The following is a 24,666-nucleotide window of genomic DNA, read 5'->3' on the forward strand; positions in this document are numbered from 1 at the left end:
CCTCAGCGGGCCGTTCCCACCCGCATCGCCACCGGACTCAGGCGCCCAGCATGGCCTGGCCGCAGACGCGAATGACGTTGCCGGTCACCGCGTTTGACGCCGGACTGGCGAAGTAGGCGATCGCCTCGGCGACGTCGACCGGCTGCCCGCCCTGAAACAGCGAGTTCATCCGGCGGCCCACCTCGCGGGTGGCCAGCGGAATCGCTTCTGTCATCTTGGTTTCGATGAACCCCGGTGCCACCGCGTTGATCGTGATGCCCTTCTCGTGCAGCTCCGGCGCCAGCGCCTGGGTGAGGCCGATCATCCCGGCCTTCGTGGTGGCGTAGTTCGTCTGCCCACGGTTGCCGGCGATACCGGCCATCGACGACAAGCCGATCACCCGGCCACCTTCGCCGATGCTGCCGTTGCCGATCAGCCCTTCGGTGAGTCGTTGCGGGGCAAGCAGATTGACGGCCAGGACGGAGTCCCAGCGCGCGTCGTCCATGTTGGCCAGCAGCTTGTCCCGCGTGATGCCGGCGTTGTTGACCAGCACATCGGCGTGCCCGGCGTAGTGGTCGCGCAGGTGCTCGGTGATCTTCTCGACGGCGTCGTCGGCGGTGACGTCGAGCCAAAGCGCTGTGCCGCCCACCCGGCTCGCGGTTTCGGCCAGCGCCTCGGCACTGGACTCCACGTCGATTGCGACCACACGCGCGCCGTCGCGGGCGAATACCTCGGCGATCGTCGCGCCAATGCCGCGGGCGGCACCGGTCACGATCGCCACCTTGCCGTCCAGCGGCCGGTCCCAGTCCGCCGGTGGCGTCGCGTCGTCGGCGCCCAGGTAGAAGACCTGGCCGTCGACATAGGCCGACTTGGCCGAAAGGATAAACCGCATGGTCGATTCCAGGCCCGTCGCGGCCGGTTTGGCCTCCGGTGACAGGTAGACCAGCGCCACCGTCGAGCCGTGGCGCAACTCCTTGCCCAGCGAGCGGGTGAAGCCCTCCAGCGCGCGCTGTGCGATCCGCTCGTCGGTGCTGCCCGCGGCGTCGGGTGTGGTGCCGACCACAACCACGCGCGCACAGTGGGCAAGATTGCGCAGCAGCGGCGTGAAGAAATCGTGCAACGCCTTGAGGCCCTTGGGCGCCGTAATACCGGTGGCGTCGAAGACCAGCCCGCCGAATCGGTCGGCCCAGCGGCCACCCAGATTGTTGCTGACCACGTCGTAGTCGCCGTCCAGCGCCGCCCGCAGCGGCTCGACCACCCTGCCTTCGCCGCCGATCAGCAAGGATCCGGGCAGCGGCGCGTCACCGGCGGAGTAGCGGCGCAGGTTCTCGGGTTGCGGAACACCCAGCTGCTTTGCCAAAAAGGATCCGGGACCGGAGTTGACCACTTGTGAGAACAGATCGGACGGACGATTGGGAGCCACTGAGCTGCCTTCCGTTTCTTGAGTGCCGTACAAGCCAACCGTATCGGGGACGAACTTACTGCAGAGTAAGAACCGTGGGTAGTATGGGTCCCAACGTCCAATCCCCCAAACTGAAAACTGGAGATGAACGTGGCCCCTGCAAGTTCGCAGCCAGGCAATCAGGCAGCTCAGACGAGTGAGAAGCCCCGGCGGCGCGTCGCCGTGCTGGGCGGCAATCGCATTCCCTTCGCACGGTCCGACGGTGCCTACGCCGAGGCGTCCAACCAGGACATGTTCACTGCGGCCCTCGGTGGCCTGGTGGACCGGTTCGGGTTGGGCGGTCAGCGGCTGGGCGTGGTCGTCGGGGGTGCGGTGCTCAAGCACAGCCGCGACTTCAACCTGATGCGTGAGTGTGTGCTGGGGTCCGAATTGTCTTCTTACACACCGGCATTCGACATCCAGCAGGCCTGCGGTACCGGCTTGCAGGCGGCGATCGCGGCTGCGGACGGCATCGCGTCAGGCCGCTACGAGGTCGCCGCCGCCGGCGGAGTGGACACGACGTCGGACCCGCCGATCGGCCTGGGCGACAACCTGCGCCGCACCCTGCTGAAGTTGCGCCGGTCCAAGTCCAACCTGCAACGGCTGAAGTTGGTGGGGACGCTGCCCGCCACGCTCGGCGTCGAAATCCCGGCCAACAGCGAGCCGCGTACCGGCCTGTCGATGGGCGAGCATGCAGCCATCACCGCCAAGCAGATGGGGATCAAGCGGGTCGACCAGGACGAGTTGGCCGTGGCCAGCCACCGCAACATGGCCGCGGCCTACGACCGGGGCTTTTTCGACGACCTCGTCACACCCTTCCTCGGGCTGTACCGCGACGACAACCTGCGAGCCAACTCCAGCACCGAGAAGCTCGCCACGCTGCGCCCGGTATTCGGCGTCAAGGCCGGCGACGCGACGATGACGGCGGGCAACTCGACACCGTTGACCGACGGCGCCTCGGTCGCCCTGCTGGCCACCGAAGAGTGGGCCGCCGAGCATTCCTTGCCGCCGCTGGCCTACCTGGTGGACGCGGAGACCGCCGCGGTCGACTACGTCAACGGACGGGACGGGCTGCTGATGGCACCGACGTATGCGGTGCCACGGTTGCTGGCCCGCAACGGCCTGAGCCTGCAGGAATTCGACTTCTACGAGATCCACGAGGCCTTCGCGTCGGTGGTGCTGGCGCATCTGCAGGCGTGGGAGTCCGAGGAGTACTGCAAGGAACGGCTGGGGCTCGACGCCGCGCTCGGATCGATCGACCGGTCCAAACTCAACGTCAACGGCTCGTCGCTGGCCGCCGGCCACCCGTTCGCGGCCACCGGCGGGCGGATCCTGGCGCAGGCCGCCAAACAGCTGGCCGAGAAGAAAGCCCAGAGCAAGGGCGGGGGGCCGGTACGTGCGCTGATCTCGATCTGCGCGGCCGGTGGACAGGGTGTAGCAGCGATTTTGGAGGCCTGACCTGTGCTTTCGGTATCGGCTCACCCGCACGGGTCGCGCATGAAGTTCGTCACACCTGGTTAGTGCGAGCAGAGGACGGGTAACCGGACTGCGGATTGTCCCGTGTTGTGGTCTGACCCCCCGACCCCGACGGCAACACGGGGCATCCCCCATTCGACCGCCGGTTCACAAGACGGGCGTACGAAAAGGGCCGCCGCTGGTTTGAGGGGATCCAGCGGCGGTCTTTTTGGTACTCCCGCCCCATACCGCCAGAGACTCAAAATCCCCCGCTTCAACGTGGAAGCGGGGGATTTTGCGTGTACAGCTTTGTCTTAGAAGGCGGCCTCGTCGAGTTCCATGATGTCGTTGTCCAGCGTCTCGATCACCTCGCGGGTGCCGGCCAACAGCGGCAGGAAGTTCTTCGCGAAGAACGACGCGACCGCGATCTTGCCTTCGTAGAAGGAGCGGTCGGCACCGCTGGCGCCGGCGTCGAGCGCCTGCACGGCCACCGCCGCCTGACGCTGCAGCAACCAGCCGATCACCAGGTCTCCAACGCTCATCAGGAAGCGCACCGAACCCAGACCCACCTTGTACAGGCTGGAGATGTCCTCCTGAGCGGCCATCAGGTAGCCGGTCAGGGTGGCGGCCATCGCCTGGACGTCTTCCAGGGCCTTGGCCAGGTGCTCGCGCTCGGTCTTGAGCCGGCCGTTGCCGGCCTCGGCGTCGACGAACTTCTGGATCTGCTCCGACACGTGCGCCAGCGCCACACCCTTGTCGCGGATGATCTTGCGGAAGAAGAAGTCCTGCGCCTGGATGGCCGTGGTGCCCTCGTAGAGGGAGTCGATCTTGGCGTCCCGGATGTACTGCTCGATCGGGTAGTCCTGCAAGAAGCCGGACCCACCGAACGTCTGCAGGCTCTCGGTCAGCTTCGCGTAGGCCTGCTCGGAGCCCACGCCCTTGACGACCGGCAGCATCAGGTCGTTGACCTTGACCGCCATGTCCGCGTCGACACCGTACAGCGCCTCGGCGACGGCCGCGTCCTGGTAGGTCGCGGTGAACAGGTACAGCGCGCGCAGACCCTCGGCGTAGGCCTTCTGGGTCATCAGCGACCGCCGCACATCCGGGTGATGCGTGATGGTCACCCGCGGTGCGGTCTTGTCGGTCATCTGGGTCATGTCGGCGCCCTGCAGGCGCGACTTCGCGTACTCCAGCGCGTTCAGGTAGCCGGTGGACAGCGTGGCAATTGCCTTGGTGCCGACCATCATCCGGGCCATCTCGATGACCTCGAACATCTGCGCGATACCGTTGTGCACGTCACCGACGAGCCAACCCTTGGCGGGCACGTCGTGCTGGCCGAACGATAATTCGCACGTCGCGGAGACCTTCAGGCCCATCTTGTGCTCAACGTTGGTGACGAACACCCCGTTGCGCTCGCCGAGCTCGCCGGTCTCGTGGTCGAACAGGAACTTCGGCACGATGAACAGCGACAGTCCCTTGGTGCCCGGTCCAGCGCCTTCGGGGCGGGCCAGCACCAGGTGCACGATGTTCTCGAACAGGTCGTCAGAGTCGGCCGACGTGATGAACCGCTTGACGCCGTCGATGTGCCAGGAGCCGTCCTCCTGCTGGACTGCCTTGGTGCGGCCGGCGCCGACATCCGAGCCGGCGTCCGGCTCGGTCAGCACCATGGTCGCGCCCCAGCCGCGCTCGGCGCACATCACGGCCCACTTCTTCTGCTCCTCGGTACCGAGGTGGTAGATGATGTTGGCGAAGCCGGCGCCGCCGGCGTACATCCACACCGCCGGGTTGGCGCCGAGGATGTGCTCGTGCAGGGCCCACACCAGCGCCTTGGGCATCGGCATGCCGCCCAGCACCTCGTCGATGCCCGCCTTGTCCCAGCCGGCTTCGATCACCGCGCGGACAGACTTCTTGAACGACTCGGGCAGGGTCACCGCGTGAGTCTTGGGGTCGAACACCGGCGGATTGCGGTCGCCGTCGACGAACGACTCGGCGACCGGCCCCTCGGCCAGCCGGCTCATTTCGGTAAGCATTTCGTGGGCGGTGTCGGCATCGAGGTCGCTGAACGCGCCTTGGCCGAGCGCCTGGTCAACGCCCAACACTTCGAACAGGTTGAATACCTGGTCGCGGACGTTGCTCTTGTAGTGGCTCACTACTCTCCTCCTCGTTGAGAATGCCACGCTGTGGTTGAGTACTTGGGCTAAGTTACCCACCAGTAACACCGCTAAATATAGCCGTTGGATCGGTTGGCGCAAGGGAATGTGAGCTAGATTTCATTGTCTAATTAACCAACCGGTTGGGAAGGCCCAGCTCACGCCGTCGACGGCTTCTCTACCTGCGGCGATAATGGAACGGTGACAGGTGTGAAGAGCATCACCGCCTTGCCGGTGGTGGACCTGACGGCCGAGACCGACGTGTTGCGCGAAGGCCTGCGCGAGGCCGCCCACGAGGTGGGTTTCTTCTATCTGACCGGCCACGGCGTACCGCAGGCGCTGGTTGACCGGGTGCTCGAAGTGGCCCGCGCGTTCTTCGCGCTGCCGCAGGCCGATAAGGACGCCGTCGCGATGGCGCACAGTCCGCACTTCCGCGGTTACACCCGGCTGGGCGGCGAGCTGACCCTGGGCGAGGTGGATTGGCGCGAGCAGATTGATATTGGGCCCGAGCGCCCGGCCATCGCCGGGCCGGGCCGGCCGGACTACCTGTGGCTGCAAGGCCCCAACCAGTGGCCGGTGGCGCTGCCCGAGTTACCGGCGATCATCGCCGAGTGGGACACCGCCCTCTCGCGAGTGGCCCGCATCCTGCTGAGGCACTGGGCGGCCTCGCTGGGCAGCCCGCCCGAGGTGTTCGACGCCGCCTTCGCCGAGACGCCCGCCACGCTGATCAAGGTCATCCGCTATCCGACCCGCGCGGCCAGCCCGCAGGGCGTGGGTGCGCACCGGGACTCCGGGGTGCTGACGCTGCTGCTGGCCGAGCCGGGCAGTCGGGGACTGCAGGTGCGCCGGGGCGCCTCGCACGGCTGGGTCGATGTTGCGCCGTTGCAGGGGGCGTTCATCGTCAACATCGGCGAGTTGCTCGAGTTCTCGACGAGCGGCTACCTGCGTGCCACCGAACACCGGGTAAATCTGGGCGGCGGGACCGCCGAGCGAATTTCGATCCCGTTCTTCTTCAACCCCCGGCTGGATGCGCAAATACCGGTGCTGTCGCTGCCCCCGGAGCTGTCGGCACCCGCCGCCCGCACCGATAGGACCTGGACACCGACCGAAAATCCGTCGGACCCGATCTTCTCGGTCTACGGTCGCAATGCCTGGAAGAGCAGGCTGCGGGCGCACCCCGATGTGGCTAATGCGCACGGGCACTCGACAGGTAGGGTCAGAAACGCGAATCCGTCGTTGGCTCAAGGGGCGAATGAAGTCCAGTGAATGCATCGAACAAGCTGACACCATCCACACTTCGTGAGGCCTTCGGTCATTTCCCGTCCGGCGTGGTGGCGATCGCCGCCGAGGTCTCGGGAGTCCGGGTGGGACTGGCCGCCAGCACCTTTGTCCCCGTCTCGTTGGACCCGCCGCTGGTCTCGTTCTGCGTGCAGAACACCTCGACCACGTGGCCCAAACTCAAGGACCTGCCGATGCTGGGCATCAGCGTGCTCGGTGAGGCGCACGACGAGGCCGCGCGCACCCTGGCCGCCAAGACCGGAGACAGGTTCGCCGGTATGGAGACGGTGTCCTATGAATCCGGCGCCGTCTTCATCAAGGGCACCGGACTCTGGCTGGAGAGCGCGATCGAGCAGACGATCCCGGCCGGGGACCACGTCATCGTCGTCCTACGGGTCAACGAAGTGGCGATTGATGCCGAGGTGGCCCCGATTGTGTTTCACCGCAGCGTATTTCGTCGCCTCGGCGCCTGACTGCCGCGAGACTGTAACTGGCAACGCATCGCCTGAGAGACGACGTCGGTAGTTACAGCCTCGCGCAGGATCAGCGGCGGAACAGCTTGTTGCCCAGCCAGACGACCGGGTCGTACTTGCGGTCGGCAACCCGCTCTTTCATCGGGATCAGCGCATTGTCGGTGATCTTGATGTGCTCGGGGCAGACCTCGGTGCAGCACTTGGTGATGTTGCAGTAGCCCAGGCCGAATTCCTCCTGGGCCATCTCGCGCCGGTCCAGCGTGTCCAGCGGATGCATCTCGAGCTCGGCGGCCCGCATCAGGAAGCGAGGACCGGCGAAGGCCTTCTTGTTCTCCTCGTGGTCGCGAATCACGTGGCAGACGTTGTTACACAGGAAGCACTCGATGCACTTGCGGAACTCCTGCGAGCGCTGCACGTCGGCCTGCGCCATCCGGTACTCGCCCGGTTGCAGGTCCTTGGGCGGTGCGAAAGACGGGATCTCCCGGGCCTTTTCGTAGTTGAACGAAACGTCGGTGACCAGGTCGCGGATCACCGGGAAGGTCCGCAGCGGCGTCACCGTCACGACCTCGTCCTCGGCGAACGTCGACATCCGGGTCATGCACATCAGCTTCGGCATGCCGTTGATCTCCGCCGAGCAGGATCCGCACTTTCCCGCCTTGCAGTTCCACCGCACCGCGAGGTCGGGGGTCTGCGTTTGCTGCAGGCGATGGATGATGTCGAGCACCACCTCGCCCTCGTTGACCTCGACCGTGAAGTCCTGCAGTGCGCCGCCGACATCGTCGCCGCGCCACACCCGCATCGTCGCGTTGTAGCTCATTAGCCTCTCCGTCCTGGGTGGTCGGCCAGCTCTTCATCGGTGAAGTACTTCTCGAGCTCGGAGATCTCGAAGAGCTCCAAGAGGTCGGGCCGCATCGGCACCTGGTCTTCGCGCGTGACGGTGATGTCGGGAATCGCGTCGTCGTCACCGCTGGCCGCACGGCACACCAGCAAGACCTTGCGCCACGACGGGTCCATGCCCGGGTGGTCGTCGCGGGTGTGTCCGCCACGGCTTTCGGTGCGCAGCAGCGCGGCCTTGGCGACGCATTCGCTGACCAGCAGCATGTTGCGCAGGTCGATGGCCAGGTTCCAGGCGGGGTTGTACTGGCGGTGTCCCTCGACGTGAATGTGCTTGAACCGCTCACGCAGCGCGGTGAGCCGTTCCAGCGCCTCGGAGATCTCTTCCGACTTGCGGATGATGCCGACCAGGTCGTTCATCGATTGCTGCAGTTCCAGCTGCAGCGTGTACGGGTTCTCGGCGGCCGAGCCGTTGGTCGGTGCCTCGAAGGGGGCCAGCGCCCGCTTGGCCGCCGCCTCGATGGCGTCCTCGCTGACGGTCGGGCGACTGGACAGAGCGCGCGCATAGTCGGCGGCGCCCAGCCCGGCGCGACGGCCGAAGACCAGCAGGTCCGACAGCGAGTTGCCGCCCAGCCGGTTGGAGCCGTGCATGCCGCCCGAGCATTCACCGGCGGCGAACAGGCCGGCGACGGTGGCCGCGCCGGTGTCGGGGTCGACCTCCACACCGCCCATCACGTAGTGGCAGGTGGGCCCGACTTCCATTGGCTCCTTGGTGATGTCGACGCCGGCCAGCTCCATGAACTGGTGGTGCATCGACGGCAGCCGCCGCTTGATCTCGTCGGGCGTCAACCGGGAAGCGATGTCCAGGTAGACGCCGCCGTGTGGGGTGCCGCGACCGGACTTGACCTCCGAGTTGATCGCCCGGGCGACCTCATCGCGGGGCAGCAGGTCCGGGGTGCGCCGCGCCGAGTCGTTGTCCTTGAGCCATTGGTCGGCCTCCTGCTCGGTCTCGGCGTACTGGCCCTTGAACACCGGCGGGATGTAGTCGAACATGAAGCGCTTGTTGTCGGAGTTCTTCAGCACTCCGCCGTCGCCGCGCACGCCCTCGGTGACCAGAATTCCCTTCACACTTGGCGGCCAGACCATGCCCGTCGGGTGGAACTGGATGAACTCCATATTGATCAGCGTCGCCCCGGCCCGCAGCGCCAGCGCGTGGCCGTCGCCGGTGTACTCCCAGGAGTTCGACGTGACCTTGAAGGACTTGCCGATGCCACCGGTGGCCAGCACTACGGCGGGGGCGTCGAAGACGACGAACTTGCCGCTTTGGCGCCAGTAGCCGAATGCCCCGGCGATCGCGTCGCCGTCTTTGAGCAGTTCGGTGATCGCGCATTCGGCGAAGACCCTGATCCGCGCCTCGTAGTCGCCGAGTTCGGCGAAGTCTTCCTGCTGCAGCGAGACGATCTTCTGCTGCATGGTGCGGATCAGCTCCAGGCCGGTGCGGTCACCGACGTGCGCCAGTCGCGGGTAGGTGTGGCCACCGAAGTTGCGCTGGCTGATCTTGCCGTCCTTGAGACGGTCGAACAGCGCGCCGTAGGTCTCCAGCTCCCAGACCCGGTCCGGTGCTTCCTTGGCGTGCAGTTCGGCCATCCGCCAGTTGTTGAGGAACTTGCCACCGCGCATCGTGTCGCCGAAGTGGGTCTTCCAGTTGTCCTTGGGGTTGGTGTTGCCCATGGACGCCGCGCAGCCACCCTCGGCCATGACCGTGTGGGCCTTGCCGAACAGGGATTTGGTCACCACCGCCACCTTGAGGCCGCGTTCGCGCGCTTCGATGACCGCGCGCAAACCCGCGCCGCCGGCACCGATCACGACCACGTCGTAGGAGTGCCGTTCGACCTCAGTCATGGAACCTCACTTAACATTCGAATTCCGCCAAAGGGCTTATCAGCCAACAAATCTCGGGTCCGAGATGGTGCCGCTGGCCACCAGTGCGATGTAGAAGTCGGTAAGCATCAGCGTGCCCAGGGTGATCCACGCGTACAGCTTGTGCCGGGTGTTGATGACGCTGACCTGAGTCCAGATCCAGTACCGCACAGGGTGTTTGGAGAAGTGCTTGAGCCGTCCGCCGGTCACGTGCCGGCACGAGTGGCAGGACAGGGTGTAGACCCACAGCATGATGACGTTGCCGAGCAGGATCAGATTGCCCAGACCGAACCCGAATCCGCCCGGTCCCCCGTCGGAATGGAACGCGACGATCGCGTCATAGGTGTTGATCACCGAGATGATGCCGGCGATGTAGAAGAAGTATCGGTGCGTGTTCTGCACGATCAGCGGGAACTTGGTTTCCCCGGTGTAGTGGACGCGGGGCTCGGCCACCGCACACGAGGTGGGCGACTGCCACACCGTGCGGTAGTAGGCGCCGCGGTAGTAGTAGCAGGTCAGCCGGAACAGCAGCAGGAATGGCAGGGTCAACGCCGCGTACGGCAACCACCACACGTCCGGAAGGACCTGCGGCCAGAATTCGCTGGACGCACCGCAGGCTTTACTCACGCACGGCGAGTAGAACGGCGTCAGGTAGTGGTACTTGGGGACGTAGAAGTAGTTCTGCTGGAACGCCCGGAACGTCGCGTAGATGACGAATGCGGCGAAGCCGAGGTCGATGCGCAACGGCGACATCCACCACCGGTCGGTCCGTAGTGTCCGCTGCTGAATTTGGGCGCGCGTCGGTGAAAAGATGCCGGACGCAGGACGGTTCGCCGTTGGTGCGCTCATGCAAATGTTCCTCTTCGAACAGGGCTGTTGGTCGAAGGGTACAAGACCAATGCCTCCGATTTAACGGGGGCTTGGAATATCAGGAACGATTGTGACCCCCGACACCCTCGTCGTCGACATCACGCCAGAAATCGGTGTCGTACTGGGTGTCGGGAATGACGATCTTCTCGCCGGAATGCTGAACAGTGGCCCGCGCCAAGTCCAATTCCGAAACATCGGTGTCGAGTAATTCGACATCGCCGATGATGCGGTCGGCGTCCATCACGATGCGGCGCATCGCCGGGCTGTCGCCGTAGCGCGACCTCAAGGAGCTCACGCACCGCCGCAAACCACCGATGAGATCGTGCAGTTCGGCGAGTTCAGTCGTGGTGGACAAGAGATCTCCTAGGGCCGAGGGTGTCAAGGATCACAATATGACTTTCGATACTATCCACCGCGCAGGACCGACGTCGGACAGATGACGCGCCCAGATTGCGGAGCAAACACCCATGACAGGTCAGACCACCGCCGCCGAGCGCGCGGCCACGCTGCTGAAATTGCACCAACCGGGCAACCCGGTAGTCCTGCCGACGGTATGGGATGCCTGGTCGGCCCGTCTTGCCACGAGCGCCGGATTCGCCGCCTTGACCGTGGGCAGCCATCCGTTGGCGGACTCCATCGGCAAACCCGATGGCGAGGGCATGTCGTTCGACGATGTGCTCACCCGGGTCGCCCAGATCACCGCGGCGGTCGACGTGCCGGTGTCGGTGGACATCGAGTCCGGCTACGGCCAGCCGGCCCAGCGCCTGATCGACGGCTTGCTGAGCGTCGGCGCCGTCGGGCTCAACATCGAGGACACCGTGCATTCGGAGAACAAGCGACTGCGGTCCGCGCGCGAGCATGCCGAAATGGTCGGCGCGCTGCGCTCGGCTGCCGATGCGGCCGGGGTGCGCGTCGTGATCAACGCCCGTACCGATCTGTTTCTGCGCAACGACGGCGACGAGTCGGACCGCGTCGAGCGGGCCGTGGCACGACTGATCGAGGCGGCCGACGCCGGCGCCGACGTGCTCTACCCGGTGGGTCGACACGACCCGGAGACGTTGCGGCGCTTGGCAACTGAGCTGCCGCTGCCGATCAACGCGATCGCGCTGCCCGACCAGGGCGACCCGGCGTCGTTCGGCGCGTTGGGGGTCGCCCGGATCAGCTTCGGCCCGTTCCTGCAAGCCGCGCTGGCCGAGCGCGCCAAGGAACTGCTGGCCCGCTGGGCCTGAAGCTCGAGTGTGCCTTGCGGGCTTCGAGTGTGTCCTGTGGGCGCAATTCGATCCCAAATTCCGCCGTGGGTGCACACTCAAAACCGTGATGGCACACCCAATCGCGCACCGCTGGGCTAGATCGGCTAGATCGGCTCCAGCATGCGGCGCGGGCGGCGCAACGCCTCGCTGACCGCATCGTCGCGACTCGGATCGTGCGGCCGGCGCGGCGGATGCCCGATCAGGTCGGCGACGTCGGGAACCCGCTGGCAGCGCTCGCAGCGTCGATCGGGCCCGATGCCGCCGCCGCAGTCTGCGTGCCGATAGGTGCGGGTCGGCTTGTCCAGCAGGTTCTCGCTTCCCCACGCGATCATCGACCAGAGCAGTGGCCACAGCCGCTTGCCCTTGGTGGTCAGCGTGTATTCGCCGGCGGTCTTGGTCAGCACGCCCTCGGCGACCAGGAAGGTAAGCCGTTCGGAAAGCACAGCTTTGGGGATGCCGAGGTGGTTGTGGAAGTCGCTGAATCGCCGCACGCCATAGAACGCGTCGCGCACGATCAGCAACGTCCAGCGTTCGCCGACGATCTCGAGGGACCGGGCGATCGGGCAATTCTCGTCCGGATATTCACGGGGGAGGGCCACGCTGTCAATGCTACCTCTTGCCGGTTCATTCACTGAACCGTATAGTCGAATTTGTTAAGTTCGTTCACCGAACCATTGACGAATCTTGAGGAATGTCATGACAAGTAGCGTTAAGACGGCCGAATTCAACCGTGTGTCGCACACCATGAACCGCATCGACATCACCACGGGTGTGGATTTCGACGAGTTCATCGCGGCCTTCGAGAAGGCTGCTCCGGTGGTCGACCGGGCGGCGGTCCAGGAGATCGTCGATCGCGGTGGCAGCTGGGACGACATCCTCGCCGCCGCGGCGCGCAACGCGCCTCACGATCTGATGGTTTACGCGAAGATCGACGCGCTGCCGTTCTTCAGGGTGGCCGGCCACACCACCAAGGCGGTGGAGTATCTGCTCGGCAACCACACGATCGCCGAAACGATGTACCGCCACGATCCGAAAGCCTTGCTGTACGCGCCATTACGGCTGCTGATCTACTCAGACGCGGACGGCAATGCGGTGTTTTCGATGGACCAGCCTGGTCCCGCGTTCGGCAGCCTCGGCATCGCCGAGGTGACGAAGGTCGGCGAGAGCCTGGACCGCAAAGTGGTTAACCTGTTGCGAGTCATCGGTATTGACGCCGACCAGGCGTTCACCCGTTAAGACGCGAACGTCGGGTTGTTGGGCGCCATGATGGCTAGATTGCCCAACAACCCGACGATCGACGGTTACTTGGCTATCTCGATGCGCTGCGCCCGGGTTCCGGCGTACGCGCCGCTGACCCGCACGGTCAATACACCGGCTTCGTAGGAAGCCTTGATGGCTTCGCCGGTGACGTGCGCGGGCAGCTGGAACGAGCGACGGAACGATCCATAGCGGATCTCGCGCAAGGTACGGCCGTCCTTGTCTTCTGCGTGCTCGTCGCGGTGTTCGCCGTGGATGACCAGCCGGCCCCTGTCGACCTCGACGTTGACGTCCTTGTCGACGTCGACACCGGGCAGTTCCAGGCGGACTACCGCGTCGTCGCCGTCCTTGACGATCTCGGCTGCGGGGTTGAAACCGCTGTTCACCGGCTTGTACCAGTCCGCCGTCGCGGCCGGGCCGAAGAAGTCGCGCAACCACCGGTCGGTGTCCCAGGCCGGGCGCGACCACACTGCGAGATTACTCATTTCGTCACCTCATTGCTTCCTTGAGCTTCATTGTGAGTGTGCTGTGACCGGCGCCTTGCCGGCCGGCTACTTAGACGAACTTGAGTTGACTACGCTTAAGTTCCACCTGCTCGTTCGCCGGAAGCGAACACACATCACACAGGAAGTTGTGAGGTGTGAGACCCACGTCATACGAGCGATACATTCGGGGATTTTTCCTTAATTTCTGGCCCCTAACCTCGTGGCATGACCTCAGCCCCAGACTCGAGCCAGCAGTGTGCTGCCCGTCACTTGGTTGTGGTCGGGCATGGCATGGTGGGCCACCGTTTGGTCGAGGCGCTACGCGCCCGTGACACCGACGGCTCTTGGCGCATCACGGTTTTGGCCGAAGAGGCCGACGCCGCCTACGACCGCGTTGGATTGACCTCGTACACCGAAAGTTGGGACCGCGCCCTGCTGGCGCTGCCCGGCAACGACTACCCCGGTGACGAGCGGGTACGACTGCTGCTGAACGCACGGGTCACCGAAATCGACCGTGCGGCAAAGGCCGTGGTGACCGCGGACGGCGAACGTCACGACTACGACGTCCTGGTTCTGGCCACCGGTTCCTACGCATTCGTCCCTCCCGTGCCCGGACACGACCTGCCCGCGTGCCACGTCTACCGCACCCTGGACGACCTCGACGCGATCCGGGCCGCGGCCGAACGTGCCCGTGATGAGGGTCACAATGCGGCCGGCGTGGTGATCGGCGGCGGTCTGCTGGGACTCGAAGCCGCCAATGCGCTGCGTCAGTTCGGGTTGGAAACACACGTCATTGAGATGATGCCGCGACTGATGGCCCAGCAGATCGACGAGGCCGGTGGTGGGCTGCTGGCGCGGATGATCACCGAGCTCGGGATCTCGGTGCACGTCGGCACGGGCACCGAATCGATTGAATCCGTTGAGCGTGCCGACGGTTCGGTGGCGACGCGGGTGCGGCTGACCGACGGCGACGTGATCGAGGCGGGCCCGGTGATTTTCGCAGCCGGCGTGCGGCCTCGTGACGAGCTGGCCGCGGCAGCGGGGCTGACGCTGGCCGAGCGCGGCGGCGTGCTCACTGACTTATCTTGCCGGACAAGCGATCCCGACATCTATGCGATCGGTGAGGTCGCGGCGATCGACGGGCGGTGCTATGGCCTGGTCGGACCGGGCTACACCTCGGCGGAGGTCGTGGTGGACCGGCTGTTGGGCGGCGCCGCGGAGTTCCCGGAAGCCGATCTGTCCACCAAGCTCAAACTGCTGGGCGTCGACGTCGCCAGCTTCGGTGACGCGATGGGCACGACCGAGAACTGCCTCGAGGTCGCCATCAACGACGCGGTCAATCGGACCTACGCCAAGCTGGTGCTCTCCGACGACGCCAAGACCCTGCTCGGCGGGGTGCTGGTCGGCGACGCCTCCAGCTACGGCGTGCTGCGACCGATGGTCGGCAGCGAACTGCCCGGCGACCCGCTCGCGCTGATCGCGCCCGAGGGCTCCGGCGGCGGGGCCTCGGCGTTAGGCATTGGCGCGCTGCCGGATTCGGCGCAGATCTGCTCCTGCAACAACGTCACCAAGGGCGATCTGAAGTGCGCGATCGCCGACGGCTGCGGCGACGTCGCGTCGCTGAAGTCGTGCACCGCGGCCGGCACGTCGTGTGGATCGTGTGTGCCGCTGCTCAAGCAGCTGCTGGAAGCCGAGGGCGTGGCACAGTCCAAGGCGCTGTGTGAGCACTTCAGCCAGTCGCGGGCCGAGCTCTTCGAGATCATCTCGGCCACCGAGATCCGGACCTTCTCCGGTCTGCTGGAGCGATTCGGCCGCGGAAAGGGTTGCGACATCTGCAAACCCGTAGTCGCGTCGATCCTCGCCTCGACCGGTTCCGAGCACATCCTGGACGGGGAGCAGGCCTCGCTGCAGGATTCCAATGACCACTTCCTGGCCAACATCCAGAAGAACGGCAGCTACTCGGTGGTGCCGCGGGTGGCCGGCGGCGACATCAAGCCCGAACACCTGATCCTGATCGGCCAGATCGCCCAGGACTTCGGGCTTTACACGAAGATCACCGGCGGCCAGCGCATCGACATGTTCGGCGCCCGGGTGGACCAATTGCCGCAGATCTGGAAGCGACTCGTCGACGGTGGCATGGAATCCGGTCACGCGTACGGCAAGTCGCTGCGCACCGTCAAGAGCTGCGTCGGCACCGACTGGTGTCGCTACGGTCAGCAGGACTCGGTGCAGCTGGCCATCGACTTGGAGCTGCGCTATCGCGGCCTGCGGGCACCGCACAAGATCAAGATGGGTGTTTCGGGTTGCGCGCGGGAATGCGCGGAGGCCCGCGGCAAGGACGTCGGCGTTATCGCCACCGAAAAGGGTTGGAACCTCTACGTCGGCGGCAACGGCGGTATGACTCCCAAGCACGCCCAATTGCTGGCCGGTGATCTGGACACCGAGACGCTGGTTCGCTACGTCGACCGGTTCCTCATGTACTACATCCGCACCGCCGACCGGCTGCAGCGCACCGCGCCGTGGGTCGAGTCCGTCGGGCTGGATCACGTGCGCGAGGTCGTGTGCGAGGACTCGCTGGGCTTGGCCGCGGAATTCGAGGCCGCAATGGAGCGGCACGTGGAGAACTACCAGTGTGAGTGGAAGGGCGTGCTCGACGATCCGGACAAGCTCTCGCGGTTTGTCTCCTTCGTCAACGCGCCGGATGAAATCGATTCGACTGTCACATTCACCGAGCATGCCGGGCGCAAAATTCCTGTGTCCATTGGCATGCCGAAGGTCCGTTCATAGAGTCTGAAGGAGCAAGCATGACAATTCTCAACGACATTCAGGTATGGACCACCGCGTGCAACTACGACCACCTGATCCCCGGCCGGGGCGTCGGTGTGCTGCTCGACGACGGATCGCAGGCGGCGCTGTTCCGGCTCGACGACGGCTCGCTGCACGCGATCGGCAACATCGACCCGTTCTCCGGTGCGGCCGTGATCTCCCGTGGGATCGTCGGTGACCGTGGCGGTCGTGCTGCCGTGCAATCGCCAATCCTCAAGCAGGCCTTCGCACTTGAGGACGGCTTCTGCCTGGACGACCCGCGGGTGTCCGTGCCCGTGTACCCGGTGCGCGTCACCGACGAGGGAGAAATCCAGATCGGGCGATTGGCTGCCTAGCCGATATCCCCGACCAGGTAGCGTTGCATCGTCGGCCCGATCGCGTCGACGAGCGCGTCGACCGACATCGAGTGCAGTGGCTCGCTACGCACCCCGTAGCGCATGATGCCAAGGCCGACCAGCTGCGAGGCACATAGCGACGCCCGCACGGCGACCTTGTCGGCGCCCAGCATCTTCAGCACCGGGCCGAAAACCGGCCCGATGAACATGCTTTGCACTATTTCGGCCGTCTTGGCCATTCCCGTGGACGCGACCGCGCTGGCTGCGAACGGGCCACCGCCGGCGGCATCCCACGTGGTGATCAGCATATGAAGCGTTCGGCGGCCGACCTGGTTGACCCCTCCGGTGATGATCCGGTCGATGAATTCCGGTGTGCCGAACGGTAACCGCAGCATTTTGGCGACCGGGTCGAGGAACCCACGCGATGGCTCTTCGCGACTGGGCATGGTGTCAGGATCACCCGCAGGTGATCAAAGATCAAGCATCGCGTGCGTCGGCGCGCCCGGCCGGTGACGACGTACCGGATGCCGGGTGGCCACCGGTACCGCCCGGCGGAACCGGTTCGCGATCAAGCGGGCCAGCCGCGGATGAGTCCCCAGCGGCCGGCTGACCAGATCGGCGCCGCAGTTGCGCAGCTTTTCCTGGAACAGTCCGTCGGCCAGCAGATAGGAGGCGATGGCGACACGGCGCGCACCGTCGGCCCGCACCCGCTGGACAGCCTCGATGATCTGCGGGTCGCCGGTTGCGGCAAATCCCAGCGTGACTCGTGATCCGGTCAGCGCGGACAACAGCGTCGCGGTGGTGTGCAGGTCCGCACGGGCGATGGGGTCCGATGTTCCCGCTGCCCCGAGGATCACCGAATCACCGGGGCGCCAGCCAGATTTCATCAGCTGGTCGGCAACGATCCGGGCGATCTCCCCGCCCGGGCCCAGTGCCGGGGTGACGATGACATTGGGATGTCCGCTGGCCGCAACATGGGCGGGCACATCGGCGCGGACGTGGTAGCCGCGGGACAAGAACGCCGGTACCACGACGGCCTGGTGGCCGCCGACCGCGGAAAGCACCTCGCTGGGTGTGGGTCCCAATACATCGACGAAGGCGACCCGAACCGGGTGGCCGAGCTGCCGGCTCACCTGTGCCGCCAGGTCGCCGATCATCGCGACACCGCCCGGTCGGCGCGTGCCGTGCGCAGCAAGTATCAGGTTCATGGCGCTCCCACCGGTTCATCGATCGCCAGCCGGTAGCCCCGCTTCACGACGGTTGCGACAATGTTCTTGTCGCCCAATGCGGTTCGCAGTCGCAGCACGGCAGTATCGACGGCGTGCGGGTCGTTGCTGTTGCCGGGCAGGACCCGCAACAAATCATTGCGGGCCACGACGTCGCCGGGGCGCTGCGCCAGCGCGCGCAGTACGGCCATACCGGATCCGGATAGCGATTGGACCAAACCGTCGACCAGTACGCAGTTTCCGCGGATCTCGATCGCGTGACCCGCGGCCTTCACATTGCACGACCCGAGCTGCGGCAGTTTTTCGGCGATGTGGCGAGCCAGCGCTCCCAGTCGCATCCGTTCGGGCGCCGTCGTCGGAATACCCTTGCGGTGCAACGGCTGTGCCGTCACGGGGCCGACGCACATGGCGTGCACATCGGTGCGCAACGCCTCGATCACCTGGTCCTCGATATTCAAGTCGCGGCTGCGCTCCAGAACCGCGGCCGCGGCGGGCGCGGACGTGAAGCTGACCGCATCGAACTGGCGTTTCGCGATTCCGGTGACCAGTTGGTCGAAGTTGCCGCCCATCGCGGTGGACTTCCACCGATACACCCGGATCGGCACCACTTCGGCACCCGCGGCGCGCAATCCTCCGACGAATTCCGGGAACGGGTCCCAGGCGTCGGCGGCGCCGTGGAGTTGCACCGCAATCCGTGCGCCGGACACTCCGGATTCGAGCAAGTACTTCAGAAGTTCTTGGGAGGACTCGGATTTCGGCGACCACTCTTCGTGCAGTCCGGCCGCGCGCAGCGCCCCAGTGGCCTTCGGCCCGCGCGCCAGCACTCGCGCCTTGGACAACGACGCGATGAGTTGATTGGACAGTCCCCAACCCTCGGCGGCGGCCACCCAGCCGCGAAACCCGATGCCGGTATGGGCTACCAGAATGTCGGGAGGGTTGGCGATCACGGCTTCGGTATTGCTCTGCAGTTCTTCATCTTCGGGCAACGCGATCATGTTGATCGCGGCAGCGCTGGAGACTTCGGCGCCCTGACGGCCCAACAGCGCGCACAGCTCCTCAGAGCGGCGCGCAGACGTGACCGCTATCCGGTAACCGGTGAGCGGCGGGGACTCGGGCTGGTCCATACGACCTGTGTATGCCTGCGACATTTCTGCGGCGTTACCTGACGATTGCTGACGCATTGCCCATGTTGCGGTGATCATCACACCCGGGCAGGCTCTGTTGTGAGCACCGAATTCGGCGCATCCTGCGCAGATACCGGTCGGCGCAGGTACATCATCCAGGTCACTATCGCCGCCGCGATGTAAGAAGTCAGAAACACCCAATACGCCGCCGTCTCGGTGCCGCTGCGCAGGTAAGACTCGCGCAGGGCCAAGTTGATTCCGACACCGCCCAGCGCGCCGACCGCCGAGCAGATGCCGATCAGCGATCCGGATTTGGCGCGCGACCACTGCCGGCGTTCCGCCTCGCTGACATCCAGCGAGCGGCTGCGGGCCTCGAAGACTGACGGGATCATTTTGAACACCGACCCGTTGCCCATCCCCGACAGCACGAACAGAACGATGAACCCGATGACGTAGCCGACCACCGCGGTGAACGACGTCCGGCCGCTGTGGTCCTCGACCGTGCTGATAGCCACCAGCACGCCGGCGCCCGCGATCATGCCCAAAAGGACGCCCAGGGTGACGCGGCTACCGCCGCGGCGGTCTGCCAGCCGGCCGCCGTAAATTCGCGCCAGCGAGCCTAATAGCGGCCCGATAAAGGCGATCTGAGCCGCGTGCAGGGATGCGTGGGCGGGGCTTTCGCCATTGGCCCCGAAGTTGACCTGCAGCACCTGGCCGAAGGCGAAGGAAAATCCGATCCAGGAGCCGAAGGTGCAGATGTAGAGCAGCGAGATCACCCAGGTGTCGCGGTCGAACAGGATCAAGCGCATGTCGTTCACCTCGACGCCGTGGTCGAGGTTGTCCATGAACAGCGCCGCGGCGATACCGACCACGGTGAGCAGCACCAGATAGACCGCGCACACCCAGTACGGCGCCTGATGCCCGGCGGTCGCCAGCACCAGCAGGCCGACCAATTGGATCACCGCGACACCGAGATTGCCGACGCCGGCGTTGATCGCCAGTGCCGTGCCCTTCAGCCGCTGCGGATAGAAGGCGTTGACATTGGCCAGCGATGCGGCGTAGTTGCCGCCGCCCAGGCCGGTCAGTGCCGCGCACAGCACATACGGCCACAGCGGCAGCCCGGGATTGGCAAGCAGGACGATGGTGCCGGCGGTCGGGATCAGCAACACGAACGCCGAGAACACGGTCCAGTTACGGCCGCCGAACTTGGCGATACCCAAGGTGTAGGGGATGCGCGCGCAGCCGCCGACCAGCGTGGCCACGGCACCGAGGAGCAACTTGTCGCTCGCGTGGAAGCCGTAGACCGACATCGGCATGAACAGCACCATCACCGACCAAAGCGTCCAGATCGAAAATGCCACATGGTCACCCGCCATCGTGCACAGCAGATTGCGGCGGGCGATCCTGTCATTGCCGCCCTCCCAGGCCGCGACGTTTTCCGGGTTCCAGTCCGTGATGTGGTGGTTGCGGCCCATGCGATCTGCACCTTTCGTGGACGGGTGGTCGAAATCGTCTGGGCGTCAAACAGTTCAACCCATATCCGGGAGGAGCTGCGGTGAGTCTGGCTTTCAATGCCCTTGTGGGCGCCTCGAATTGAGAGGCATGCCCTGCCTAGTTCTGATGCTCACATTCGGAACCGAACTGCGTCAACTCATTCCGACCAATATCGCCTGTAAGTTGAATCCTAGTTATCTGGTAGATCGCTGAGGGGACCAGAAGGTCGACGGTCGTCGCAGTTCAGGACCGCTTTTTGCCAATGGTCACGCGCAAAGATTGTCAGTACCCGACTGTGCCCGAGCGCCTGGGGAATTCGGTGTGAGGTCGAATACATTTCGTGCTAAACGTATTCTCTACCGAATCGGTATGGCGGGTTTACCGCGCCTATACGGTGGCCAGCCGAGCCCCCGATGCGGCCTCAGCCGCCTCCGGCGCCATCACCTCGAGCGGACGGCGAACGTACACCGCCCAGGTCAGTATCGAGGCGGCCACGTAGCACAACGTGAACGCCCAGAACGCCGACGTCGCGGTGCCGCTGTGCAGATACGACTGCCGCAATGCCAGGTTGACGCCGACGCCGCCGAGGGCGCCGATCGCGCCGGCGAGGCCGATCAGGGCTCCGGACATGGAACGTGACCACTGCCGGCGCTCGTTCTCGCCCATCTGCATCGAGTGACTACGCGCCTCGAAGATCGACGGAATCATCTTGTACACCGACCCATTGCCGATGCCGGACAGGATGAACAGAGCGACGAAGCCGATCACGAAACCGACCATCGTCGAGGCAGACGTGTGGCCCGCGCCATGGCTACCGAAAGTGCTTGCGCTGACCAGTATCCCGCCGGCCAGGATCATCGAACAGAAGACGGCGAGCGTGACCCTGCCACCGCCGATGCGGTCGGCTAGCTTGCCGCCGTACACCCTCGACACCGATCCCAAAAGTGGCCCCAGGAAGGCGATTTGGGCGGCGTGCAGGGAAGCCTGCGCGGTGTTCTCGCCGCTGGCGACGAAGTTCATCTGCAATACCTGGCCGAACGCGAACGAGAAACCGATGAACGAGCCGAAGGTGCCGATGTACAGGAGCGCGATCACCCAACTGTGCGGCTCGGACAGCACCGCCCGCATGGTGGACGTATCGATGCGGTAATGCTGCAGGTTGTCCATGTACAGGGCGGCGCCGATACCGGCGATCGCCAGCAGCACAAGGTAAATGGCGCACACCCAATACGGCTGCCGGTTTCCGGCGGCCGCGATCACGAGCAGACCGACCAGCTGAACCACCGGCACCCCGAGATTGCCGCCACCGGCGTTGACCGCCAACGCCCAGCCCTTCAGGCGCTGCGGGTAGAACGCGTTGATGTTGGTCATCGACGACGCAAAATTGCCGCCGCCGAGGCCGGCCAGCGCCGCGCACACCAGGTACGGCCACAGCGGCAGGCCGGGGTGAGCCAGCAACACCATCGTGCCGACCGTCGGGATCAACAGCACCAGCGCGGAGAACACCGTCCAGTTGCGCCCGCCGAACTTCGCGGTGGCGAACGTGTACGGGAAGCGCAGGCACGCCCCGACCAGGGTGGCGGTGGCGCCGAGCAGGAATTTGTCCCCGGCGGAAAAGCCGTACACCGACGCCGGCATGAACAGCACCATCACCGACCAGATCGACCAGACCGAGAAGCCGATGTGCTCGGCGGCCACCGACCAGATCAGGTTGCGGCGGGCGATCTTGTCGTTGCCGGCCTCCCAGGCCACGGTGTCTTCGGGGTCCCAGTTCGAAAGGACATGCGAACGGCCCAGCGAAAGTTTCATGGCGATAACGCTAGAAATCCATTGTTGCCCGAGCGCTGCCCGCAATGACCCGGGCGTGAATTTCCGCTCACCCGCCGACGTCAGGCGGTGTGAGGGCGGTCAATCAATGTGGCGTGCGGCACAATTAGGACGCCAGGCGCGACGACAACTCACAGTCTAGCTAACCGCCGTGTGATGAATCGCGGTGGGGTGAGGGAAGTTTCGCGTGTACCAACAATCCGCGCTACCAAACGTCGCCGCCGCGCCAATCGCACATCAGCTCCGCCGAGCTGTCCAACGTGACCGTGACCGGGAAGACGAATACCGTTCCGTCGTCATCGGGTGTGCGCGTCGGACCGCTCGGCGCCAGCACCGACGTCGGTCCGGTCCACGGCGACCAGCCGCGAGCCGCGTACAGGCCGCGGGCCCGCACCGATGAACTGAGTGCTCCCAATTCATAGGCGCCGCGCAGCACTTGTTCGACTCCGTCCAGCAGCGCGTGCACCAGCCCTTGGCCGCGGTGGTCTTCCCGCACCGCGACTCCTTCGACGTACCCGCAACGCAGCGCGTTGCCCCGGTAGATCAACCGCCGCTGGATTACCGCGGCGTGCGCGATGATCGCGCCGTGCTGCCAGATCAGGGCGTGCATGCCGCCCAGGGTGTGCTCCCAGTCGTCGTCGGTGAAGTCACCGGCGAAGGCATCGGCGATCATGTGATGAACGCGCTGCCGTGTGTCGCTGTCGAGATCGGCAGTGTGAACCAGGCGTGCGGTGTGGACCTGGGTGAGCACACTCCCTGTCTACAACGTTGTCGCCGGGCCCGCACCTGGACAACGCGCGATGTCTAATACGACGGGGCGCCCACCGGCACCCGGGGCCGAGCCCAGTGCAGTCGCACGTGCTGGCCCGCACGCACCTGGGCGACCTTGTCGATGTCCTCGTCGACCACCACGCCGACCACCGGGTAGCCACCGGTGATCGGATGGTCGGGGCCCAGGATCACGGGTAATCCGTTGGGCGGCACCTGGATCGCGCCGCGGGTGGCACCCTCGCTGGGTAGCTGCCGGTCGGGGAAGCGGTACTGCAGAGGGCGGCCGACCAGCCGCATCCCGACCCGGTCGCTGCGATCGGACGACACCCAGTCGGTATGGACGAGCACGTCGGGATCGACGAACCAGTCGTCGCGCGGTCCGGGTATCACCAGCAACTCGACGGTGTCGGCACTGATGGCCGCGACGGGAGCCTGGTCGAGTTCGGGATACTGGTCGGTGTGCGCGCCGACGGGTAGCCGGTCTCCGGGGGACAGAGGCGACGGGCCGATCGCAGACATCACGTCGTAGCTGCGCGAGCCCAGCACCGGCTGCACCGAAATGCCGCCGCGCACTGCCAGATACGTCCGCAGGCCGGCTCGCGGGGTGCCCAGTGAAATCACTTGGCCGTCGCGGACGTGCTGAATGCTGTTGGTACCGAACTTGATTCCGTTTACCGCCGGGTCGGTGTCGGCGCCGGTCACCGCGATGTCGACGTCGCCGCCGTGCACCCGGGCGGCGAATCCGCCGAAGGTGACTTCGACGGTGGCGCGATCGTCGGGGTTGGCGACCAGCCTGTTGGCGAGTTTGTGCGAGCGGCGGTCGGCGGCACCGGACCGGCCGACGCCGAGGTGGGCCTGCCCGATCCGCCCGAGGTCTTGGAGGACGGCGAGTGGTCCGGTGCGCAGGATTTCCAGCTGGATATCCGGCTTGGCATGGGGCTTTGTCACGGCATGCTCCTTGATCACACGGCCCGGAACTGAATCCACATGCCCTGCGCCAGCAACGCCGGATCGGACCGCATCTGGTCCCACAGGACCGCGTCGGTGCGACCGATGAGTTGCCAGCCGCCGGGGGATTGGCGCGGATAGATGGCGCTGAACTCACCCGCGAGTGCGACGGAGCCAGCCGGCACCGAGGTGCGCGGCTCAGCGCGGCGCGGCACCCGCAGCCGTGGGTCACCGTCGACGAGGTACGCGAAACCCGGTGCGAATCCACTGAATCCGACGCGCCACAGCGTGGCGGTGTGAGCGTCGATGACCTGTGCGGTCGTCAGCCCGGTGTGGCTGGCGGCCTCGGCGAGGTCCGGACCGTCGTAGACGACGTCGATCACCACGTCGGCGGTGCGCTCGGCCGGGGCGACCGTGTCCGCGGTGATCCGTAGTTTCCGCAGTCGCTGGCGGATGACGCCCTGGTATCGCGGGCCGTCGAGTTTGACCAGCACCGTGCGCGCGGCGGGAACGATGTCGAGCACACCGGGCAATGCCGCCGCACGCAACGTGTCCGCCCATGCCAATACCTCTGCGGTGCTGCCACATTGCACCAACAGCGCCTGGTCGCCGTAGTCCAGGACGACGTTGCCGACCAGCCCGGTCGACACGTCCGCGGGGAGATCCGTCACGCTCATTACTGAACGGTAACTTCGGCCCCGGCGCAGGCCAAGAGGCCTGGGC

At 65.6% G+C, this 24,666-nt stretch carries 23 protein-coding genes; 7 read left to right on the plus strand and 16 right to left on the minus strand.

Annotated elements, in window-relative coordinates; translation table 11 throughout:
- Positions 1-37 precede the first annotated feature (37 nt).
- Positions 38-1,402, minus strand: a complete 1,365-nt coding sequence (locus tag ACAG21_RS24735; protein ID WP_370498898.1) for a 3-oxoacyl-ACP reductase — start codon at positions 1,400-1,402, stop codon at positions 38-40.
- A 123-nt stretch (positions 1,403-1,525) separates the two neighbouring features.
- Here ACAG21_RS24735 and ACAG21_RS24740 point away from each other — a divergent pair, with 123 nt between their 5' ends.
- Entirely contained in the window at positions 1,526-2,878 is a 1,353-nt protein-coding gene (locus ACAG21_RS24740) for an acetyl-CoA C-acetyltransferase (protein WP_370498899.1), read from the plus strand.
- 311 nt (positions 2,879-3,189) lie between these two features.
- Here the strand turns inward: ACAG21_RS24740 and ACAG21_RS24745 are convergent, their stop codons facing one another.
- Positions 3,190-5,025: an acyl-CoA dehydrogenase gene (locus ACAG21_RS24745; protein WP_370498900.1), complete on the minus strand. Its 1,836-nt coding sequence runs from the start codon at positions 5,023-5,025 to the stop codon at positions 3,190-3,192.
- A 201-nt stretch (positions 5,026-5,226) separates the two neighbouring features.
- Here ACAG21_RS24745 and ACAG21_RS24750 point away from each other — a divergent pair, with 201 nt between their 5' ends.
- Together ACAG21_RS24750 and ACAG21_RS24755 are read left to right on the plus strand one after the other, a co-directional pair.
- Positions 5,227-6,291, plus strand: coding sequence for an isopenicillin N synthase family dioxygenase (locus ACAG21_RS24750; protein WP_370498902.1), 1,065 nt, complete (start codon positions 5,227-5,229; stop codon positions 6,289-6,291).
- Entirely contained in the window at positions 6,288-6,776 is a 489-nt protein-coding gene (locus ACAG21_RS24755) for a flavin reductase family protein (protein WP_370498903.1), read from the plus strand. The genes ACAG21_RS24750 and ACAG21_RS24755 overlap by 4 nt, the downstream gene beginning before the upstream one ends.
- A gap of 70 nt (positions 6,777-6,846) precedes the next feature.
- Here ACAG21_RS24755 and ACAG21_RS24760 read toward each other — a convergent pair whose 3' ends face one another.
- The 4 genes from ACAG21_RS24760 to ACAG21_RS24775 form a co-directional block, all read right to left on the minus strand.
- Positions 6,847-7,593 (minus strand): succinate dehydrogenase/fumarate reductase iron-sulfur subunit, encoded by a 747-nt coding sequence (locus ACAG21_RS24760; protein ID WP_370498904.1) that lies wholly within the window; start codon positions 7,591-7,593, stop codon positions 6,847-6,849.
- Positions 7,593-9,512: a fumarate reductase/succinate dehydrogenase flavoprotein subunit gene (locus ACAG21_RS24765; protein ID WP_370498905.1), complete on the minus strand. Its 1,920-nt coding sequence runs from the start codon at positions 9,510-9,512 to the stop codon at positions 7,593-7,595. Before ACAG21_RS24765 ends, ACAG21_RS24760 begins: the two co-directional genes overlap by 1 nt.
- Positions 9,513-9,551: 39 nt before the next feature.
- Positions 9,552-10,379, minus strand: coding sequence for a hypothetical protein (locus ACAG21_RS24770; RefSeq protein ID WP_370498906.1), 828 nt, complete (start codon positions 10,377-10,379; stop codon positions 9,552-9,554).
- Between the two features lie 79 nt (positions 10,380-10,458).
- On the minus strand, positions 10,459-10,755 hold the full coding sequence (locus ACAG21_RS24775; RefSeq protein WP_370498907.1) for a hypothetical protein: 297 nt from the start codon (positions 10,753-10,755) through the stop codon (positions 10,459-10,461).
- A 112-nt stretch (positions 10,756-10,867) separates the two neighbouring features.
- On the opposite strand from ACAG21_RS24775, the gene ACAG21_RS24780 reads away from it, so the two are divergent.
- Entirely contained in the window at positions 10,868-11,629 is a 762-nt protein-coding gene (locus ACAG21_RS24780) for an isocitrate lyase/phosphoenolpyruvate mutase family protein (RefSeq protein WP_370498908.1), read from the plus strand.
- A 125-nt stretch (positions 11,630-11,754) separates the two neighbouring features.
- On the opposite strand, the gene ACAG21_RS24785 is transcribed toward ACAG21_RS24780, so the two are convergent.
- Complete coding sequence (locus ACAG21_RS24785; RefSeq protein WP_370498909.1) at positions 11,755-12,249, minus strand: winged helix-turn-helix transcriptional regulator; 495 nt, start codon at positions 12,247-12,249, stop codon at positions 11,755-11,757.
- 97 nt (positions 12,250-12,346) lie between these two features.
- Here ACAG21_RS24785 and ACAG21_RS24790 point away from each other — a divergent pair, with 97 nt between their 5' ends.
- Complete coding sequence (locus ACAG21_RS24790; RefSeq protein WP_370498910.1) at positions 12,347-12,886, plus strand: DUF302 domain-containing protein; 540 nt, start codon at positions 12,347-12,349, stop codon at positions 12,884-12,886.
- 65 nt (positions 12,887-12,951) lie between these two features.
- Here ACAG21_RS24790 and ACAG21_RS24795 read toward each other — a convergent pair whose 3' ends face one another.
- Positions 12,952-13,392 (minus strand): Hsp20/alpha crystallin family protein, encoded by a 441-nt coding sequence (locus ACAG21_RS24795; RefSeq protein WP_370498911.1) that lies wholly within the window; start codon positions 13,390-13,392, stop codon positions 12,952-12,954.
- Between the two features lie 225 nt (positions 13,393-13,617).
- Here ACAG21_RS24795 and nirB point away from each other — a divergent pair, with 225 nt between their 5' ends.
- Complete coding sequence (gene nirB / locus ACAG21_RS24800; protein ID WP_370498912.1) at positions 13,618-16,179, plus strand: nitrite reductase large subunit NirB; 2,562 nt, start codon at positions 13,618-13,620, stop codon at positions 16,177-16,179.
- Between the two features lie 17 nt (positions 16,180-16,196).
- A complete protein-coding gene (nirD, locus tag ACAG21_RS24805; RefSeq protein WP_370498913.1) occupies positions 16,197-16,553 on the plus strand; it encodes a nitrite reductase small subunit NirD in 357 nt (118 codons plus the stop codon).
- On the opposite strand, the gene ACAG21_RS24810 is transcribed toward nirD, so the two are convergent.
- From ACAG21_RS24810 to ACAG21_RS24845, 8 genes are all read right to left on the minus strand, one after another.
- On the minus strand, positions 16,550-16,999 hold the full coding sequence (locus ACAG21_RS24810) for a hypothetical protein (RefSeq protein WP_342926246.1): 450 nt from the start codon (positions 16,997-16,999) through the stop codon (positions 16,550-16,552). The two genes, nirD and ACAG21_RS24810, sit on opposite strands and share 4 nt — an antisense overlap.
- A 24-nt stretch (positions 17,000-17,023) precedes the next feature.
- On the minus strand, positions 17,024-17,761 hold the full coding sequence (locus tag ACAG21_RS24815) for a sirohydrochlorin chelatase (protein WP_370498914.1): 738 nt from the start codon (positions 17,759-17,761) through the stop codon (positions 17,024-17,026).
- Positions 17,758-18,903, minus strand: coding sequence for a uroporphyrinogen-III synthase (locus tag ACAG21_RS24820; protein ID WP_370498915.1), 1,146 nt, complete (start codon positions 18,901-18,903; stop codon positions 17,758-17,760). The genes ACAG21_RS24815 and ACAG21_RS24820 overlap by 4 nt, the downstream gene beginning before the upstream one ends.
- 77 nt (positions 18,904-18,980) lie before the next feature.
- Positions 18,981-20,378 carry a nitrate/nitrite transporter gene (locus ACAG21_RS24825; RefSeq protein ID WP_370498916.1) on the minus strand — a complete coding sequence of 466 codons (1,398 nt, stop codon included), beginning with the start codon at positions 20,376-20,378 and terminating at the stop codon, positions 18,981-18,983.
- 406 nt (positions 20,379-20,784) lie between these two features.
- Complete coding sequence (locus tag ACAG21_RS24830; protein ID WP_370498996.1) at positions 20,785-22,194, minus strand: nitrate/nitrite transporter; 1,410 nt, start codon at positions 22,192-22,194, stop codon at positions 20,785-20,787.
- A 235-nt stretch (positions 22,195-22,429) separates the two neighbouring features.
- Positions 22,430-22,975 (minus strand): GNAT family N-acetyltransferase, encoded by a 546-nt coding sequence (locus ACAG21_RS24835; protein WP_370498917.1) that lies wholly within the window; start codon positions 22,973-22,975, stop codon positions 22,430-22,432.
- A 53-nt stretch (positions 22,976-23,028) separates the two neighbouring features.
- Positions 23,029-23,916: a 5-oxoprolinase/urea amidolyase family protein gene (locus tag ACAG21_RS24840; protein WP_370498997.1), complete on the minus strand. Its 888-nt coding sequence runs from the start codon at positions 23,914-23,916 to the stop codon at positions 23,029-23,031.
- 41 nt (positions 23,917-23,957) lie between these two features.
- Positions 23,958-24,620, minus strand: coding sequence for an allophanate hydrolase subunit 1 (locus ACAG21_RS24845; protein WP_370498918.1), 663 nt, complete (start codon positions 24,618-24,620; stop codon positions 23,958-23,960).
- Between the last annotated feature and the right edge of the window lie 46 nt (positions 24,621-24,666).

This window comes from Mycobacterium sp. pR1184 (assembly GCF_041287235.1).
Classification (GTDB): Bacteria; Actinomycetota; Actinomycetes; order Mycobacteriales; family Mycobacteriaceae; genus Mycobacterium.